Raw genomic sequence first — 17284 nt, forward strand, 5'->3', positions numbered from 1 at the left:
CAGATAGGGACGTTCCTTTTCTGTCGGCACCTGGGGACACTCCTAATTGGTGTAAAGCAACCTGTCCCCCTTGCACCAAAAACCGCGCCCGTCGGCGATACTGCCGGTGGGCGCGGTTGTCGTGAAGGCGCTATTTGTTGAGCGTAAGCGTTGGAGCCCGAATGCTACAGCGAATCGATAAAGCGCTGCTGGGCGGCGCGTCCGGCCTCGTCCCACTTAAAGACGCCGGCGTTGTCGAGCACATGGCCAAACACCACGCCGACCTCCTCGTGCAGGATGTCGATGGCGTTGTCCGCCGTAAGCTCGTCGGCGCGGCGAGCAAAGACATCCTCGGCCCATGCGGCGTGGCTACGGCAAAGGTCGTCGCCCTCGAGCGCGCCGGCAAGGTCGTAGCTGGCATCGGCCTTGGCCGCCAGCAGGTGCTCGCGGACCGCGCCGAGTTCGGGAACCAGGCGCGGCGGCAAAATGGCCAGGCCCATGACCTCGATCAGGCCGATGTTCTCCTTCTTAATGTGGTGATACTCGGCATGCGGGTGGAACACGCCCAGCGGATGCTCGTCGGTCGTGATGTTGCAGCGAAGCGCCAGGTAGGCCTCGTAGATCTCGCCACCGGCATTGCCGCGGGAGTCGACGCGGCGGATGACGGGCGTCACGGTGTTGTGCGCCACGCCATCGGCTGTGCGTGCGATGACGCCCACCGACTCATCGGTCCACTCGCGCCAGGCGAGGATAATCTTCTCGGCGGCATCGAGCAGCTGGGCGCGGTCGTGCGAGCGCAGGCGCAGCACCGAGAGCGGCCACTGCAGCACGGTGCCGCTGACCTGGTTAAAACCGGGCACGCTAAACTGCGAGACCTCGGCGGCGTGCATCATGGGGAACTCGTGCGCGCCACCCTGGAAGTGGTCGTGCGACAGAATCGAGCCGCCCACGATAGGCAGGTCGGCGTTGGAGCCGATGAAGTAATGCGGGAACAGGTCCACAAAGTCGAGCAGGCAGGTCAGGCCCTTGCGGTCGACGTGCATCGGACGATGCTCGGAGCTCATGGCAATGCAGTGCTCGTTAAAGTATGCGTACGGGCTGTACTGGAAGCCCCAGCGCTCGCCATTGAGCGAGATGGGGATAATGCGCAGGTTCTGGCGTGCAGGATGAGCGCCGCCCTCGGCTGCGGCGGAGCGTCCGGGGTAGCCCTCGTTCTCGATGCACAGCTGACAGGCGGGATACTTCTCGCCTGTGTTCTTTGCGGCGCCGGCTGCGGCAATGTCACGCGGGTCCTTCTCGGGCTTGGACAGGTTGATGGTGATCTCGAGGTCGCCCCAGTTGGTGGGGGTACTCCATTTGATGTTGCGCGCGATGGCAGCGCGGCGCACGTAGCCGGCATCGCAGCACAGGCCGTAGAACCAGTCGGTCGCGGCGCGGGGTTCGTTGACGCCCATACGCCCATTGAACTCCTCGTTTACAACCGAAGGCCTCGGCATGAGCGCACCCATGATGCGCATGGCGATGCGGTCGCGGCCTGACGTCGTGTCCTCGACAGCACCATTGGCAACGGCGGCCTCGGAAAGCGCGGCGAGCGTGCCCTCCAGATCAAAGTCGGGAAGGGTATCGGGGTGCAAAAGCGAAATCTTCTCGGTCTTGAGCGCCCAAGCCATGTCGAGTGCGGGGCCCGTGGCGCCGATGCACTCCAAAATGGTGTTGTATGCCCAGATGCGATCGTCCTGGCCGATCATCGATCGGTGGATAGCGTACTCGATCAGGTTTTGCGCGGCCTCGCGCACGTCAGTCATTACAGCCATGCCGCGTAAGCCCCCTTGTCAGAGATGGCGTAGTGACGGGCAGAGCCCTCGCCCAGCCAGCCGTTCATCTTGGCGATGAAGGTGTCGACCAGATCGAGCGGCACGAAGGCCTGAATGGTGCCGCCAAAGCCGCCGCCGTGGATACGGACGGCGCCGCGGCCGTCGAGTACGTGCTCGGCCAGCGCCAGGGCATACATGGAAGGCTGCTCGGAACCCAGTTTGGCAACGACATTTTGCAGGTACATGGCGGAGCTGGCGCCGGACTCGCGCGTCAGGACTAGGAACTGGTCAATGTCGCCGGCGTTCAGAGCTGTCCAGCGCTTGTCGACCAGACCGTTCTCGTACCAGTAGTGAACGGCGCGTAGGCAGGCGCGGTCGCCCAGCTTGGCACGCAGCTCGGGGAGCTTGGCGTCAAAGTCGGCAACGTTGACTTCGCACAGGCGTGCCTTGCCAAACTCGGCAGCGACGTCTTGCATCTCGCGCGGAACGGCAGCGTAGTCATCGGTGGCTGCCACGTGGTCGGCGCCGACCTTAACGAGCACGAGCGCATAGCCGTGATCCTCAAAGTTGAGTTCGAGCTTCTGGGTTTTAGGCTGAGCCTGGTCCTCAAAGTCCATGTAGGCGAGGCCGCCCAGGCACACAGCGGCTTGGTCCATCAGACCGCAGGGCTTGCCGTAGTAGTTGTTCTCGGTGCGCTGGCTCATCTGAGCGAGCGTGACGGGCTCAATGGCGGGCGCGCCCCAGAGCGTTTCCATGACACGGCCGTACGCGGCCTCGACGGCGGCAGAGCTGGAAAGACCGCCGCCCGAGGGGACGGAGCAGGTGAAGGCGAAGTCGAAGCCCTGGGGCTCAACGCCTAGCGCAGCGATTTCGTGGGCCATGCCGCGGACGAGGCTTGCAGACGTGCCCTTCTCGGACTCCTGAACATCCAGCGTGTCGAGCGTGATCTCAAACGTGGGGTAGCCCTCGTCGGCAACGCGGACCTTGTTGGAATCGGTTGCCACGGCGATGCCGTCAACAGCGACATCGAGCGAGCCGGCGATAACGTGGCCACCCTCGTGGTCGGTGTGGTTGCCACTGATCTCGGAGCGGCCGGGCGCGTGCACATAGAGCACCTGGCGATCGCCGATGGGGCCAAACTCCTCCTCGAACAGCTTGGTGAGCGTGGCGAATGTCTTTTCGTCGGGGGTGGTCATGAGGGTCCTTTCCTTGGCGCATACTGACGAGTTTTCCGTCGTAGTGAGTACGTTAACAATCTGAAGGAACGTGAACTTAGCATCTACGATGGCGCACGTTACGGGCTATGTTAACGTACTCATAACACAACACGTATCACTTTTTGAGAATCTGGTAATCGGTAGAAATTCAGCCGTGAACGGTATTGCCGTATGGACTTATAGAGCAGAAGAGTTGCGGATTGAAAAAGTAGAGTACGTTAACATGCGTCCGACGATAGCGGGCCTCGGCGCGGGGTGTATTTCTGCCCGGGCCGGCATGCACGCTATTCAGATCTCGCAAGGGTGAAGGTGATCCTGTGGCAAGGCGCCCGTCCAACGATACAGGTACGCGTCCGGTCTCCATGGCCGACGTCGCCCGCGCTGCTGGCGTTTCGCAGCAGACGGTTTCGCGCGTCGCCAACGGCCTCCCTAACGTCAACGAGCAGACGCGCCAGCGCGTGCAGGCCGCTATGCAAGAGCTCGGCTTTCGTCCGAGTTATGCCGGTCGCTCGCTGCGCGACGGCCGCTACCATTCGGTCGGTCTGTGCGTCAACGATGTCACCAAGTTTGGCAACCTCTCAATGATCGACGGGATCGCCAGCGCTGCTCGCGAGCATAATTGCGCCATCACGCTGGTCGAGATGTCCAAGACCGAGGAGTTTTCGCTTGCCGAGGCCACGCGTCGTATGGCTGCGCTGCCCGTGGACGGCATCATTATCGGCATGAGTCGCATGGCGCCCGATTTTGAGACGTTTGATCCACTGCCGGGCATTGGCACGGTCATCGTTACCATGTATGCGCATCCGCGCGTGACCACAGTCGATTCCGACCATTACGGCTGCTCGCTGTTGCTTATGGACCATCTGTTTGAGCTGGGGCACGAGCAGATTCGCTATATTGGCGGCCCGTCGTTCTCGGTCGACGAGCAATTTCGTCGCGCCGGTTGGCAGGATGCGCTCGAGCGTAAACACATCGAGCCGGCAGAGCCGCTCGAGGGCGATTGGTCTGCCAACAGCGGTTACGAGGCCGGCAGGTACCTGGCTGAGCACGACCGCACCATGACGGCGATCTATGCGGCAAACGACCAGATGGCAAACGGTGCCATCGCCGCGCTGCGCGACAGCGGCTTGCGCGTGCCCGAGGACGTGAGCGTGGTGGGCGTCGATGATTCGCTCGATGATTTTGTAGCACACAACGAGCTCACGACCGTGCGATTCGATCTACATCAGCGCGGGCGCGAGGTATTCGAGCATGCGGTTCCCGAGGCGGGTGCGGCGGACAAAACCGTTGCCATTCGTATTCCCGGCCAGCTTATCGTTCGACATAGTACGGCGGCACCGCGCGCATAGTTTGTGCTGATAAACGGCGAATTATCGCATTTCAATAACAATCGGTAAGGATACCGGCAGATAGCTGTTGGGATGCAGCCGAGTGCTATGATAGACGGGCTCTTTTGTCTATCTAGGAGGCTTTGCCTGATGGAGATCACCAAGGATATCCGCTACGTTGGCGTCGACGATCACGACATTGACCTGTTCGAGGGCCAGTACGACGTGTCCGAGAACGGTATGGCATACAACAGCTACGTTATCTTGGGCGAAAAGATCGCTGTCGCCGATTCGGTCGACGCTGGCTTTGTTGACGAGTGGCTCGGCAACATCGAGGCCGTGCTCGATGGCCGTACGCCCGACTACCTGGTCGTCCATCACATGGAGCCCGATCACTCCGCCGGCATTGCCGCCTTTATGGAGCGCTATCCCCAGGCCCAGATCGTGGCAAGCATGGGTGCCTTCCGCATGATGGTCAACTTCTTTGGCACCGATTATCCGGAGCGCAAGATGGTCGTCAAAGAAGGCGACGTGCTCGACCTGGGTGGCCACAGCCTAACGTTTGTCGGCGCCCCCAACGTGCATTGGCCCGAGGTGCTCTTCTCCTATGAGGCTACCGACAAGGTACTCTTTAGTGCCGACGGCTTTGGCAAGTTTGGCGCTAACGACATCGAGGATCCCGAGGGTTGGGCTTGCGAGGCTCGCCGCTACTACTTCGGCATCGTTGGTAAGTTCGGCAAGTTCGTGCAGGCCGTGCTCAAGAAGGCCGCGGATCTGGACATCCAGGTTATCTGTCCGCTCCATGGCCCCGTGCTGACCGAGAACCTGGGCTACTACCTTGACACCTACAACACCTGGTCGAGCTATCAGCCCGAGGACGAGGGCATCACCATTGCCTATGCGAGCGTCTACGGCCATCTGAAGGCCGCCGTTGAGGAGCTCGCCGCAGCGCTCGAGGCTCGCGGCCAGAAGGTCTCCGTCTTTGACCTGGCTCGCGACGACATGGCCGAGGCCGTTGAGGATGCGTTCCGCTATGACCGCCTGGTGCTCGCCTCCATTACCTATCAGGGCGAGATCTTCCCGTTCATGAGCACCTTTATCCACACGCTTGCCGAGCACGCCTATCAGAACCGTACGGTGGCGCTCGTTGAGGCCGGCTCCTGGGCGCCCACCGCTGCCAAGGTTATGACCAAGGAGCTCGAGGGCATGAAGGACATCACCCTGGCGCAGAACAAGGTGACCGTGCTGGGCTCGCTCAACGACGCCTCGCGCGCTCAGATCGAGGCCCTCGCCGACGAGCTTTCCAAGTAGCGATACGTTCACTTTTGACGCTCAACCATCACAACCACCACAAAGGGGACAGGCACCTTTGTGGTGGTTTTTGTTTACGCGCTGGCGATGATGAGGTTTGGACGCTCGTCGTTGGCAATTTCGGCGATTGAGGTGGCGACGGCATGGTCGGGGTCGCAATCCATCACGATGGCGCCGACATCGACAAGCTCGGCAAAGCGGTACATGCCACGTCCGTTGACCTTACTGGCGTCCATGAGGGCGACACTTTGGCGGGTGGCACCGACCATAGCCGCTTTGGTCTCGGCCATCTGCGGAAAGTCGGTCGTAAAGCCGCAGCCGGGAACAAAGGCGCCGGGGCACATGACGGCAAGGTCGGCGTGGACCATTTGGAGCGCCTGCATGGTAAGTGGGCCGTACAGATAGCGATGACCTTTACGCAGTGCCCCGCCCAGCATGACGACATCGACTGAGGGCATGCTCTCGTCGATGTAATCGGCAATGGTAATGTCGGCCGTGATAACGGTGATGCCATCGCGCTGGTCGAGGAGCCGGACAAACTCGAGCGCGGTGGTGCCCGAGTCGACGAGCAGCGTGTCGCCGTCATTGACGAGCTCGATGGCGCTTTGCGCGATGGCCTGCTTGGCAGCGACATTGACATTGATGCGGCGATCCTGGGTGGAGACGGTTAGACGTTTGTGGAGCGACACAGCGCCGCCATGTGTGCGGCGCAGCTTTCCTGCTTCGGCGAGCGCGTCCAGGTCGGCGCGGGCGGTGACGGAGGACACGCCAAAGGTCTGGGCGATTTCTGCTACCTGCACCGAGGCGTTATGCTCAAGCATCTCCATGATGGCGGCACGACGCTCATCGGCGAAGGCTCGGGTTGTTACATGGGCCATAGCTGCTCCATCCTTAACTGAAATTTGCAGGAATTGTGTTGAGTCTATTTTCGTTCATTTTCTTTTTAAGTAAGAAAACGCCTTTCGATTACTTACTTTTTCTATAAAAGAAAGACGCTTAATGCCCAAAATTCAATATCGAACACGTCCGCTCGGCTCCAATTCCTTCCGTTTGCTTTTCAAAAATGACTGTATTGACATGCATGGGCTCAATATCTCGCACATACAAAGCTGCTGAATTTCATACAATGAGCGCAGCAAAACGCAAGGTAAAACGCCTTGTGAACAACTACGCCCGATGTCCAGATGCGGGCGAGGGAGAGGAGCAAACGCTCATGGCACTTGTTACCACCGAAAAGATGCTCAAGGACGCTCAGGCCGGCCACTACGCCGTCGGTGCGTTCAACGTCGAGAACCTCGAGTTTGTTATGGCCGTTCTGGCTGCTGCCGAGGAGACCAAGTCCCCCGTCATCATGCAGACCACCCCGGGCACCATCAAGACCGCTGGTCTGGACTACTTCTACGGCATGGTCAAGGCTGCCGCCGAGCGCGCTTCCGTGCCCGTCGCTCTGCACCTCGATCACGGCGATGGCTATGACCGCTGCATGCAGGCTTTCCGCACTGGCTACACCTCTGTCATGATCGACGGTTCGCACGAGTCCTTCGAGGACAACATTGCCCTAACCAAGTCCGTCGCCGACGCTGGCCGCGCCATGGGCGTGCCCGTCGAGGCCGAGCTCGGCAAGGTTGGCGGCAAGGAGGACGACGGTCCCGCGGTTGAGGGCGAGAGCCCCTACACCGATCCTGCCGAGGCCAAGGAGTTTGTTGAGCGCACCGGCTGCACCTCGCTGGCCATTGGCGTTGGCACCAGCCACGGCGTGTACACGAGCGATCCTCACATCGAGCAGTCCGTGGTCAAGGCCATTCGCGACGCCGTCGACGTGCCGCTGGTCCTGCACGGCACCTCCGGTGTGCCCGATGAGCAGGTTGCCGAGGCTGTGAAGAACGGCATCTGCAAGGTCAACTACGCCACCGAGCTGCGTCAGGCCTACACCAAGGGCTTCATGGCTTACATGGCCGAGAACCCCGCCTGCTTCGATCCCAAGAAGCCGGCCAAGGAGGGCATGCGCGAGATCACCGAGCTGGTTAAGATCCGCATGACCAACCTCAACTCTGTGGGCAAAGCAGAGTAACAGCAAGGGTACTCCGACTCGCTACATATCCCGGGGAGGGACGAGGACTTAGTTCCCCAATCGTCCTCGGGCATGCAAAAAGCCTCGCTGCGCACTTCGTGCGGCGAGGCTTTTTGCCCCCTGCGGAAAGATTGGGGAACTAAGCCCTCGTCCCTCCCAGGTTGACCTACTCGAGGTCGTCGCCCTTGTGGCGTTAGGGCGGAAAATAATAAGAAGCCTTCGCGCTGCGGAATGATTTTGGAAACTAAGTACGGGGACCCGCCCAAGCCGTTCTGCTCAATCGCCCTTGTGGTGTTGGGACTGAAAGGGTGGGACGCGTGGGTTATTTGGTTGTTAGGGTTAGTAGGTCGTTGGGGGTTTTGAGGTTGTAGGTGGCGTTTGGGATATCTTGGTGTGATCCCCATGCTGCTCGGGCAAAACTGACCCCTGCTGAAGTTGCGCACTGTTCGTCGTAGACGGTGTCGCCAACGTAGACGACGTTGCCAGGATTCGCGCCCGCACGTCGGAGATATTCGAGCATGGGTGCGGGTGCGGGTTTATGTTCGGTTGTGTCTTCGACAAGGATGATGTGCTCAAAATACTTATCGAAACCAAGGGGTGCAATTTCTTTTGCGTATTCGTCGCGCGCACGTGAGGAGACGATGCCAAGTTTGCAGCCGCTATCGGCGAGTGTTGCGATGACTTCAAGCAAACCTGGAAACACGCTGATGGTGCTTTTAAAGCTGGCGGCAACTTGGCACCAGCGATCCAACGTTGCCTGCGAGTAGATCCCAAGTTTCTCAAGGGCATCCTTGCCGGGTATGCCGAGGGCAAAGTCAAGCTCGTGTCGGGGAAGCGTTTTGCTGGTCTCTTCTTGGACAATCTGGACAAGCGATGACAGAACGCTTTCTTCTGTATCTGCCAATGTCCCATCAACGTCAAATACGATATGGTCAAAGTGCTTCATATGATTGCTCCTCTCTGTTGTTTGCCTGCAAGTTTGATGCAGTGACAGAAGAAGGGCTAGCGGGATTTCTGCCTGGTGCTATCGAGATTCTGCCTCGCTGCTCGATAGCTCGAAGGAGTGCACCCCATTTGTTCTTTAAATACCTGGCCAAGATGGCTTGCTGTTATAAATCCGCATTGGCGCGCGACTGTCTGTACCGTTCGCGTGGTGTGTGCCAAAAGTTCGCAAGCACGGTTTATGCGGTATGCGCGTAGATATGCCGCCGGGGTCGTTCCTGCACAAGTTTCGATAATGCGGTAACACTCTCTTTCGCTTACGCCGGCTGCAGATGCCATCTGGGGCACATCTATAGCGGCTGCATAGTTTGCGCGGATAAAGTCCAGGATTGCCTTGAACTGTACGTCGCGGCTGGTCATCCAAGAGGCGCCGTCGGAAGAAAAGAGCGGTTCGGTCTTGGCGTTAATCTGAATCCAGAGCTCTGACAAACTATTTCGAAGCGCCATCTCGTTCTGCGGCCGTTGAAGGTCGTGGCTAAAGGAGCTCTTTAGCAAATCGATAAAGGGCATATCGTCGGGATTGGTGGGCGACCATTTGAGCACATCGACGCCTCGACATTGAAGCAATGGGTTGATGTAGCGCTTTTGGAGACGCCCCGCGGGATCGCCGAGCATCGACGGCTGAAAGATATGCAGCATTTGAATGGCTGGCGCCGAATTGGGTGATTGCAGCGTGCTGTGCAAAACGCCGCCGTTGATAAAGCCGGCGGACCCTTCCTCAAAGCGTACGTGCTCATGAGCCGCGTGCGTTCGATAGTCGATCGCTCCCTGCTCCATGTAGAAAAGCTCAACTTCGGAATGCCAGTGCCAGGGGACGGAATTGCCCGGATAGCGAGCGAATTCTGCGCGTTCGGCAATATAGGGCCAGTCTTCGGCGGTCTCGGGAAACGCTTCCTCGCGTCCTCCGCGGTGCAATTCTATGTGATCCATGTTTCGCATGGCATCAGTATAAAGCGCGATGGGCTTAGATTGCTCTTGCCTGTTCGGGGAACGCCTTGTCTAGGGATGCTTGGAGCTTCTCGAAGGATGCTCGTAAGTTGAGGCTCTGATCGGCTGAGCGCTTGGTTTTTGTGGTGGGGGAGTCGAGGAAGCCGTTTCTCTGTGTCGGGGGGAAGGAGAAAAGGTCTGCATGTTTTAGGGATGGCTGCTGTGCTGCGTCATTGGAAGAATGCATGCTTATGCGGCCTCCTCGATGTCCACCAAAAGGTTGCGCACGGGGTCTGCTGCTAGGTCCCGTGCGTTGGCAGTATTATGCCGCGGCTGCTGCAAAGAAGCGCTAAAGAAAAGCTTAATGAGGTTTGACGTTGCGATGAAATCGCAGGTCAAAGCTATCGAGTAACACTCTTGAAAGGTTTGAGCTTAAGGGCTTTCTAAGGTTTGTGGCGCGGATGTGGCTCGCCTGTGTGGGGCGTGTGGACGGCTCGTTCCTAGCGCTGCGGCTCTGCGGCGCGCACCCGCTCGATGACCTTTTCCATGGTGGCATCGATGCGGTCTTTCTTGAGCTCACATTCCCAGACGGTGATGGGCGTCCAGCCCATTTGGGTAAGTGCATTGATGGCTGCTCGGTCGCGCTCGACGTTGCGACGGAACTTTGCCTCCCAAAACTCAACATTGCGCTTGGGCTGGCTCGGATTGCACTTGGGGCAGCGATGCCAAAAACAGCCGTTGACAAAGATGGCGATCTTGCGCCCGGGAAAGGCGATGTCGGGCTTGCCGGGTACCTTCCACTCCAGGCGATAGCCCGTAAGGCCCGCTGCGCGCAGACACTGTCGTACGAGCAGCTCGGGCTTGGTGTTGGCACGCTTGTTGCCCTTCATGGACTTTTTGATGGCGGCGCGACGGCGGACCAGTTCGCGCTCGTCAGCGGAGAGGTCCGAGGTGTCGATGCCGTCCAGCAGGCCGGGCTTGGGGCGCTTTTTGCTGCGGCGCTTAGGTTTACGTTTGGGCTTGGTAGCAGATTCGTCTGCCGCGGTGGCCTCGGCGCCGTTAGCCTCGAGCCGGTCTTCCTTCAGCTCAATCAGGGCATCAATGAGCCCCTTGTCGGCGGGCATCCATTCCACCGTGGCAAGCGAGGTGCGCGGAATCCAGCGGATATCGAGCTGGCGGTCGTGCTTCTGAGGTTCATCGGATTCATCGGCGAGCGAGCAGTAGTAGCACTCCATGGAGAGATGAAAATCGGGGTAGTCATACTCAACGGTGTAGAAATCACGCAGGTTGATGACTTTGACCTGCAGCTCCTCCATGAGTTCGCGGCGTACGGCGTCCTCGGGCGTCTCGCCGCGCATGAGCTTGCCACCGGGGAACTCCCAAAGTCCCTGCATGTCGCCATAGCCGCGCTGCACGGCAAGCAGCTCGTCAGATCCTTCCTTGCGAATGATCCCAGCGGCAACATGAACAGTCTTCAACAGGAGTCCTCTCTCAACATCAACACGTGGCAGGCTAGCTACCCCTACCTTACACAACGGTAAGGCAAGCGTAAGCCATATCGATGGTGGCCGACTCGGCTTCTTGCGACTATAGATGCCGTAGACTAATCGCAAGAAAGGACTCGGTATGCAAACCACGCACATGGCGACCCCGGTACTGGAGGTCGCGCATCTCGAAAAGGTATATGGAGCGCTGGGCAACGTGACCCGCGCGCTCAACGACGTCAGCTTTACCGTCAACCGCGGCGAATTTGTTGGCATCATGGGGGCCTCGGGCTCGGGCAAGTCGACGTTGCTCAACTGCGTCTCGACCATCGATAGCGCCACGAGCGGCACCATCCGCATCAACGGGCAGGACATTACGCGCATGAAGCAGGCCAAGCTCTCGCAGTTCCGCCGCGAGGAGCTGGGCTTTATCTTCCAGGACTCCAACCTGCTCGATACGCTCACAGCACGCGAGAACATCGCCCTGCCGCTCACCATTGCCCGCACAAACTCGGCAGAGATCTCGACCCGCGTGCAGGATGTGGCCGCGCGTCTGTCTATCAGTCAGGTGCTCGACAAGTATCCCTACCAGATGTCCGGCGGTCAGCAGCAGCGTGTTGCCGCCTGTCGCGCGCTTGTCACCGACCCCACTATGATCATGGCCGACGAGCCCACCGGCGCCCTCGATTCCAAGAGCGCTCGCCTGCTGCTCGAGAGCCTGGAGGCCCTTAACCGCCGCCTACGCGCCACCGTGCTCATGGTCACGCATGACAGCTTTGCTGCCAGCTACACGAGCCGCGTGTTGTTTATCCGCGACGGCAAGATCTTCACCGAGCTGCGCCGCGGCGACACCGACCGCCGAGAGTTTTTCGACCGCATTATGGAGGTCGTTGCCATGATGGGCGGTGAGGGCTCCGATGCTCTGTAAACTCGCTTGGGGCAACGTCCGCCGTGCCGGCCGCGACTACCTCGTCTACCTTTTGACGCTCACCCTGGGCGTCACGGTCTTCTATGCCTTTAACACCATCTCGATGCAGGTCGACATCGCCGGAATCGATGAAAAGGGCTTGGCGCAGGTTATGGGCAGCATGCTCGGCTACCTGACGTACTTTTTGGCCGGTGTCATGGCCTTTTTGATGGTGTACGCCAATAACTTCATCATGAAACGCCGCAAGAAGGAGTTTGGCCTGTACCAGGTGCTCGGCATGGGGCGCGGGCGCGTCGCCACGATCATGGCGCTCGAGACCGTGATAGTATCGGTCGTGGCCTTTGTCGCCGGCATTGTGCTGGGTGTGGGACTCTCCCAGCTCATGACGTTCTTTACGGCCTCGCTCTTTAAGACACAGATCGCCAATTTTCATTTCTTCTTCTCGGTGCATGCGTTCAACCTGACCCTTGCCTGCATGCTCGTGATGTTCGTACTCACGTTACTGCTGAACCTGCGCGCCGTGCGTCGTACCAAACTCATCGAGCTTATGGGTGCCGAGCGCCGCAACGAGAGCATCAAGACACGTAATCCCTGGATTGCGATTGCCATCTTTACCGCGGGCGTGCTACTTGTGGGCGTGGCCTATTACCGTCTGCTGCGCGACGGGTTCCCGCTCACCGCGTCGGGCGATAAGCTGCAGGGGGCCATGAATCAGTTCGGCATCACTACCGCTATGGTCACGGTGGGCACCTTTGCCCTGTTCTGGGGGCTTTCGGGCATGCTTATCAAGCTGCTGCAGAGCCTGCGCGGCGTGTACTGGCGCGGTCTCAATATGTTTACCGTGCGCCAGCTTGCGGCCAAGGTCAACACGGTGTGCTTTTCGATGGGCGTCATCGCGATGATTCTGTTTTTGGCCATTACCTCGGTGACCTGCGGTATGTCGATCGCCAACGTGATGAACGAGAATCTGGAGCGCTATAACCCTGTTGACGTGTCTCAGACGTATGTCTATTACACGCCCGAAACGCTCGACTACTACAAGGAGTATGTCAATCCGTCTGAGGCCGATCGCATGGTGCTGGCCGATGCAACGGTCGATTTGTACGCTGCATGGCATGGCGAGCGCAAGTCGGCGGACAACAACGATGAGACAGGCAAGAAGGTCAATATCGCCGATGTTGCCGGTGAGCATGTGCAGATCGATTCGTATCTGAGTTACCCGCTTGGCGGCTCGGGCCCCTCGGTGGTGGCGGGTGAGATGTGCAAGGCCATGGGAGAAAAGCTTCCCAAGGCGCTCGAGGGAAGCAACGCCGATGCGATGGGTCTGTATGTGACGCCGGCGAGCCAGTACAACAAACTGCGCCAGATGATGGGCGAGGAGCCGGTGAGCATTGGCCGCGACCAGTATCTGCTCACGTGTGATATGGGCGGTGAGCTGGGCGACCTGTACACCAAGTATATGGCTGGCGGCCATACCCTCACCTTGGACGGGCATGAGCTCAAGCCCGCAACCGATAAGTCGGACGAGGACACGGCGGCCATCGCCAACTCGGCGATAGGCAGCAATCCCGGTACCGTGGTCGTAGCCGATGAGCTGCTGTCCCAGCTTAATCTGCAGCCGTATTCCAGTAATCTGCTCGTTAATTACAAACAGGGTATGGATACGACCGAGGCAGACGAGAGCATTAAATACACCTTGCTCGATAATCTGCTCGTTGACGGCAAGGAGCCGGGGTCGTGGGGAGTCTTCATCACGCGTTCCGAGATGTACACGCAAGCAGCGCAGATGAACGGCATGATTAGCTATCTGGCCATCTACATTGGCTTTGTACTGGTCGTTGCGTGCGCGGCGATACTGTCGATCCAGCAGCTCTCCAATGTGGCCGACGGCAGCCGCAGCTATCGTGTGCTGGCACAGATTGGCTGTGACGACCGCCAGATTCGTCATTCGGTGATGGCGCAGCAAGCGGTATTCTTCCTGTTCCCGCTGGCAGTGGGCCTGGCGCACTCCTTTGTGGCGCTCAAGGTGATCATCGAGCTGGTGAGCATATTCGGAGATATGAGCATCGCCGGCACCGTGGGCCTCACCTGCGCGATTTTCCTGGCGGCCTATGGTGGCTACTTCCTGGTAACGTACCTCATGAGCGCCGGCATGGTACAAGCTGCCATCGCCACCCGCTACAGTGAGTAACAGACGGGCAAAACCGTCGCAAAATCAGAGCGAATAACCGCCGCGAAGGGAGTCCAGCTCCCTTCGCGGCGGTATTTTGCGTATCTAGAGCATCTCAGATGCAAGTGAGTAGGCTTTTTTGGATCTGCCGAGCACATCGCGGCAAGTGCTCAATAAAATCGCAGGTCAGGGCTGTGGCGTTTTGAGGTGTGCTCGGCATCCCGCCAAAAGCCTACTCACTTGGTTTTTACCGCTAGAAGACCGCCGCGAGGGAAAGCAGCTCCCTCGCGGCGGTTGGCGTTTGCCCAGATAAAACCTGCCAAAACAAACCTGTCCCTTTTTAGCAGGTTATCGCTTCCAAAAGTGGAGGATTAACGTCGTGCGATTTTGCTGTTCGGTTTTAACCAGGATGTTGTGGATTTGGGTCTTGACGGTGCCCACGGCAAGGAATAGCTCGTCAGCAATCTCTTGGTTCGACTTGCCCCGCACTACCAGACGCAAAACCTCGGCTTCGCGGTTGGAGAGCTTGTAGGCGTTGCGATAAGAGGGCATTTGCTCTTCGATGTGTCGATCAAGATCGCTGACGTTCTTTTCTTCGGACGCCTCCTGCATGCGGATTGAAAGCACGTGGTAGGAGTAGATGATCAGCAGAATCGCAAAGTAGCAGGCAAAGACGTTTTCGCTAAAGTTGCGCTCGGACAGATATAGTTGCAGCCAAGAGGGCGCCAGACTCATGGGGACAATCAGAATGTTGTAGAAATCCTCGGCAACGATGCAACCGACCAGAATAGCGCCGATAATCAGGTGCTTTCGTTGGTTGTTAACGCGTGCCTTCAACTCGACCTTTGTACTTTTATGAGCCGTCCAAAAGATGTACAGCCCCACAAAGATAAGGAACACCTGGCGCATTGTGTAGTAGAGCCACTGATGCATGGGGCCGCAGGGGACAGCGACGATAGTCAGCGACTCGCACAGCAAAAACGTTACGACGGGGATAACGAACTGCTTTTTAGAATGTTTGTCGAGCAAGTCCCTGGCAATGGCCCAAATAAAAGCCTGCGAAGCGGTCGCCACAAGGGTCCGCATCACGGGCATGATGATTGAGTAATAGTCGCTAGCTGGAAAGCTCTGGTTTTGCAGCGTGTATTCAAAAAAGAAAATCTCGGTCATCTCGAAGGCATAGCAAATAAAAACGCCGCTGCCATAGATAAAGAACTGTCGGCGAGACGAGGCATAGGCGGCAAGCGAGAGCGCCGCTCTCGAGGCTCTCGAGCAGCTCTAAGCCTCAAGGCTTCTAAAAGCGCGTCTGCAGGCGTCGGATGCTCGTCTCCTGTCGCCCGCTCACCGAGGCCCGGCAATTGCCTTAATATCTTAAGGGACTCGATTTGTCCAAAACTGAGCGAAGGAGCTCATCATGAGCGACGGAAAGAAAAAGCTTTCCTTCTTGACGGTCATCTCGACCATCATCTGCGTCGTCTTCGTTTGCGAGGCCGCCGCACCTGCTGCTGCCATTGGCAACCAGCAGTTCTTCTGGTGGATCTTCCTGATTCTGACCTTCTTGCTCCCTTATGGCATGGTCGTTGCCGAGCTCGGCACTACCTATGACGGTGAGGGTGGCATTTACGACTGGGTACGCGATGGCCTGGGCGACAAGTGGGGTGCCCGCATTTCGTACTACTACTGGGTTAACTACCCGCTGTGGATTGCCTCGCTGGCCACCATGTTCCCTGACATTTTGGGCATGGTCTTTGGCGTCGAGTTCAATCTGATTGCCAAGATTGGTATCGACCTTGCCTTTGTGTGGATCGTCTATCTTATGGGTCGCTCCAAGGCTGCCGACTCCGAGTGGGTCCTGAACGGCGGCGCCATCATCAAGGTCGCCGTTGCCGTTATCGTCGGCGCTTTGGGCATTTGGTACGCCATGGAGAACGGTTTTGCGAACGATATGTCCGCTGCCACCTTCCTGCCCGAGCTCACCAACACCAACGCGCTTGGCTACCTGTCGATCATCATCTTTAACTTCATGGGCTTCGAGGTTATCTGCACCATGACCGACGATATGGCCGATCCCGCTCGCGATATCCCCAAGGCTATCATCGTCGGCGGCCTGTCCATCGCCGTGATCTACCTGTTCGCTGGCTTTGGCATCGGCGCTGCTGTGTCGGCTGATTCCATCGATCCCGACTACGGCATGATTTACGCTGTCCAGACTATTGTGGGCGATTCCATGATCTTTAAGGTCATCTGCATCGCCTTCCTGATCACGCTGTTCGCCAACATGGCTGCCTGGTCCTTCGGCGTCAACTCCGTTGCTCGCTATGCTGCCGAGCATGGCAACATGCCCAAGGTCTTCGCCTCGATGATCTCGGATGACGACATGCCCAACGGCGCCAACCTGGTCAACGCCATCGTTGCCTCCCTGGTGCTGTGCCTGCAGCTGGTTCCCATCGACGCCATCTCCAACGGTGTCTTCTGGATGCTCTTCGGTACCTCCGTTGTCTTCCTGCTGCTGACCTACATCCCGATGTTCCCGGCATTCCTCAACCTTCGTAAGAACGACCCCAACCGTGAGCGTATCTTTACGTTCCCGTTTAAGGGCGCCATGATGAAGGTCATGCTGGCTATTCCCTGCATCGAGCTGATTCTGGCTATCGTTGCAACGCTGATTCCGCTCTCTGTCGATGAGATTGGCGATAAGGTCCCGATGATCGTCATCTTCATCGTGCTCTTGCTTATTGGCGAGGTTGTCCGCGTCGTCAGTGCTAAGGGCCGCGAGACCGAGTACAAGGGTCTCACTCCCGAGCTGGCTGCTCAGCGCCTCGCTGAGGAGTCCGAGGAGGACTAGAGCACCCGGATTCGGGGCTCCAACCTTCCTCGCGTACCAACGTACGCTTCGTCGGGCTTGTCGCTCCCGACTCGGGACGCTCTAGCCTCTTCGGAGGCGTGCCCAAGCAACAGGTTTGCTAACCTTTCTCTGAGGTGGGTGTGAGCTATTGCTCCGGTAACCACCGCCCGCCCCAATCTCTCTTCCGTATCCTTCGTGCGTTTTGTCT

13 protein-coding genes are annotated in these 17284 nt (G+C 58.4%); 6 read left to right on the forward strand and 7 right to left on the reverse strand.

Annotation, left to right across the window (positions count from 1 at the left end; translation table 11 throughout):
• Nucleotides 1-164: 164 nt before the first annotated feature.
• The gene (locus tag DW151_RS02555; RefSeq protein ID WP_199579879.1) at nucleotides 165-1793 is read right to left on the reverse strand and encodes a UDP-glucose--hexose-1-phosphate uridylyltransferase; all 1629 of its coding nucleotides are present in this window, start codon (nucleotides 1791-1793) and stop codon (nucleotides 165-167) included.
• Nucleotides 1784-2989: a galactokinase family protein gene (locus DW151_RS02560; protein ID WP_118334280.1), complete on the reverse strand. Its 1206-nt coding sequence runs from the start codon at nucleotides 2987-2989 to the stop codon at nucleotides 1784-1786. Before DW151_RS02560 ends, DW151_RS02555 begins: the two co-directional genes overlap by 10 nt.
• A gap of 383 nt (nucleotides 2990-3372) precedes the next feature.
• Between DW151_RS02560 and DW151_RS02570 the strand changes: the two genes are divergently transcribed.
• Together DW151_RS02570 and DW151_RS02575 are read left to right on the forward strand one after the other, a co-directional pair.
• The gene (locus tag DW151_RS02570) at nucleotides 3373-4359 is read left to right on the forward strand and encodes a LacI family DNA-binding transcriptional regulator (protein ID WP_118334283.1); all 987 of its coding nucleotides are present in this window, start codon (nucleotides 3373-3375) and stop codon (nucleotides 4357-4359) included.
• Nucleotides 4360-4488: 129 nt separating this feature from the next.
• Entirely contained in the window at nucleotides 4489-5649 is a 1161-nt protein-coding gene (locus DW151_RS02575) for an FprA family A-type flavoprotein (RefSeq protein WP_118334285.1), read from the forward strand.
• A 74-nt stretch (nucleotides 5650-5723) separates the two neighbouring features.
• Here DW151_RS02575 and DW151_RS02580 read toward each other — a convergent pair whose 3' ends face one another.
• Nucleotides 5724-6527: a DeoR/GlpR family DNA-binding transcription regulator gene (locus tag DW151_RS02580; RefSeq protein WP_118334286.1), complete on the reverse strand. Its 804-nt coding sequence runs from the start codon at nucleotides 6525-6527 to the stop codon at nucleotides 5724-5726.
• Nucleotides 6528-6862: 335 nt separating this feature from the next.
• Between DW151_RS02580 and DW151_RS02585 the strand changes: the two genes are divergently transcribed.
• Nucleotides 6863-7720 (forward strand): class II fructose-bisphosphate aldolase, encoded by an 858-nt coding sequence (locus DW151_RS02585; protein ID WP_022095149.1) that lies wholly within the window; start codon nucleotides 6863-6865, stop codon nucleotides 7718-7720.
• 322 nt (nucleotides 7721-8042) lie between these two features.
• Here DW151_RS02585 and DW151_RS02590 read toward each other — a convergent pair whose 3' ends face one another.
• The 3 genes from DW151_RS02590 to vsr form a co-directional block, all read right to left on the reverse strand.
• The gene (locus DW151_RS02590) at nucleotides 8043-8666 is read right to left on the reverse strand and encodes an HAD family hydrolase (protein ID WP_089572377.1); all 624 of its coding nucleotides are present in this window, start codon (nucleotides 8664-8666) and stop codon (nucleotides 8043-8045) included.
• A 56-nt stretch (nucleotides 8667-8722) separates the two neighbouring features.
• Nucleotides 8723-9652, reverse strand: a complete 930-nt coding sequence (locus DW151_RS02595; protein ID WP_158564428.1) for an AraC family transcriptional regulator — start codon at nucleotides 9650-9652, stop codon at nucleotides 8723-8725.
• Nucleotides 9653-10149: 497 nt separating this feature from the next.
• On the reverse strand, nucleotides 10150-11127 hold the full coding sequence (gene vsr / locus DW151_RS02605) for a DNA mismatch endonuclease Vsr (RefSeq protein ID WP_118334289.1): 978 nt from the start codon (nucleotides 11125-11127) through the stop codon (nucleotides 10150-10152).
• 148 nt (nucleotides 11128-11275) lie between these two features.
• Here vsr and DW151_RS02610 point away from each other — a divergent pair, with 148 nt between their 5' ends.
• Nucleotides 11276-12061, forward strand: a complete 786-nt coding sequence (locus DW151_RS02610) for an ABC transporter ATP-binding protein (protein ID WP_118334291.1) — start codon at nucleotides 11276-11278, stop codon at nucleotides 12059-12061.
• Nucleotides 12051-14252 carry an ABC transporter permease gene (locus DW151_RS02615; RefSeq protein WP_118334292.1) on the forward strand — a complete coding sequence of 734 codons (2202 nt, stop codon included), beginning with the start codon at nucleotides 12051-12053 and terminating at the stop codon, nucleotides 14250-14252. The genes DW151_RS02610 and DW151_RS02615 overlap by 11 nt, the downstream gene beginning before the upstream one ends.
• Nucleotides 14253-14579: 327 nt before the next feature.
• Here DW151_RS02615 and DW151_RS02620 read toward each other — a convergent pair whose 3' ends face one another.
• A complete protein-coding gene (locus tag DW151_RS02620; protein WP_118334294.1) occupies nucleotides 14580-15401 on the reverse strand; it encodes a response regulator transcription factor in 822 nt (273 codons plus the stop codon).
• Nucleotides 15402-15645: 244 nt separating this feature from the next.
• Here DW151_RS02620 and DW151_RS02625 point away from each other — a divergent pair, with 244 nt between their 5' ends.
• Nucleotides 15646-17076, forward strand: coding sequence for an APC family permease (locus tag DW151_RS02625; protein ID WP_118334295.1), 1431 nt, complete (start codon nucleotides 15646-15648; stop codon nucleotides 17074-17076).
• Nucleotides 17077-17284: the final 208 nt, after the last annotated feature.

Source organism: Collinsella sp. AM13-34 (assembly GCF_003473055.1).
GTDB lineage: Bacteria > Actinomycetota > Coriobacteriia > Coriobacteriales > Coriobacteriaceae > Collinsella.

Bases quoted from the DNA above. Each gene is read 5' to 3' on its own strand.
- DW151_RS02555 (WP_199579879.1), bottom strand. From the start codon at position 1,793: ATGGCTGTAATGACTGACGTGCGCGAGGCCGCGCAAAACCTGATCGAG.
- DW151_RS02560 (WP_118334280.1), bottom strand. From the start codon at position 2,989: ATGACCACCCCCGACGAAAAGACATTCGCCACGCTCACCAAGCTGTTC.
- DW151_RS02570 (WP_118334283.1), top strand. From the start codon at position 3,373: ATGGCCGACGTCGCCCGCGCTGCTGGCGTTTCGCAGCAGACGGTTTCG.
- DW151_RS02575 (WP_118334285.1), top strand. From the start codon at position 4,489: ATGGAGATCACCAAGGATATCCGCTACGTTGGCGTCGACGATCACGAC.
- DW151_RS02580 (WP_118334286.1), bottom strand. From the start codon at position 6,527: ATGGCCCATGTAACAACCCGAGCCTTCGCCGATGAGCGTCGTGCCGCC.
- DW151_RS02585 (WP_022095149.1), top strand. From the start codon at position 6,863: ATGGCACTTGTTACCACCGAAAAGATGCTCAAGGACGCTCAGGCCGGC.
- DW151_RS02590 (WP_089572377.1), bottom strand. From the start codon at position 8,666: ATGAAGCACTTTGACCATATCGTATTTGACGTTGATGGGACATTGGCA.
- DW151_RS02595 (WP_158564428.1), bottom strand. From the start codon at position 9,652: ATGGATCACATAGAATTGCACCGCGGAGGACGCGAGGAAGCGTTTCCC.
- DW151_RS02610 (WP_118334291.1), top strand. From the start codon at position 11,276: ATGCAAACCACGCACATGGCGACCCCGGTACTGGAGGTCGCGCATCTC.
- DW151_RS02615 (WP_118334292.1), top strand. From the start codon at position 12,051: ATGCTCTGTAAACTCGCTTGGGGCAACGTCCGCCGTGCCGGCCGCGAC.
- DW151_RS02620 (WP_118334294.1), bottom strand. From the start codon at position 15,401: ATGACCGAGATTTTCTTTTTTGAATACACGCTGCAAAACCAGAGCTTT.
- DW151_RS02625 (WP_118334295.1), top strand. From the start codon at position 15,646: ATGAGCGACGGAAAGAAAAAGCTTTCCTTCTTGACGGTCATCTCGACC.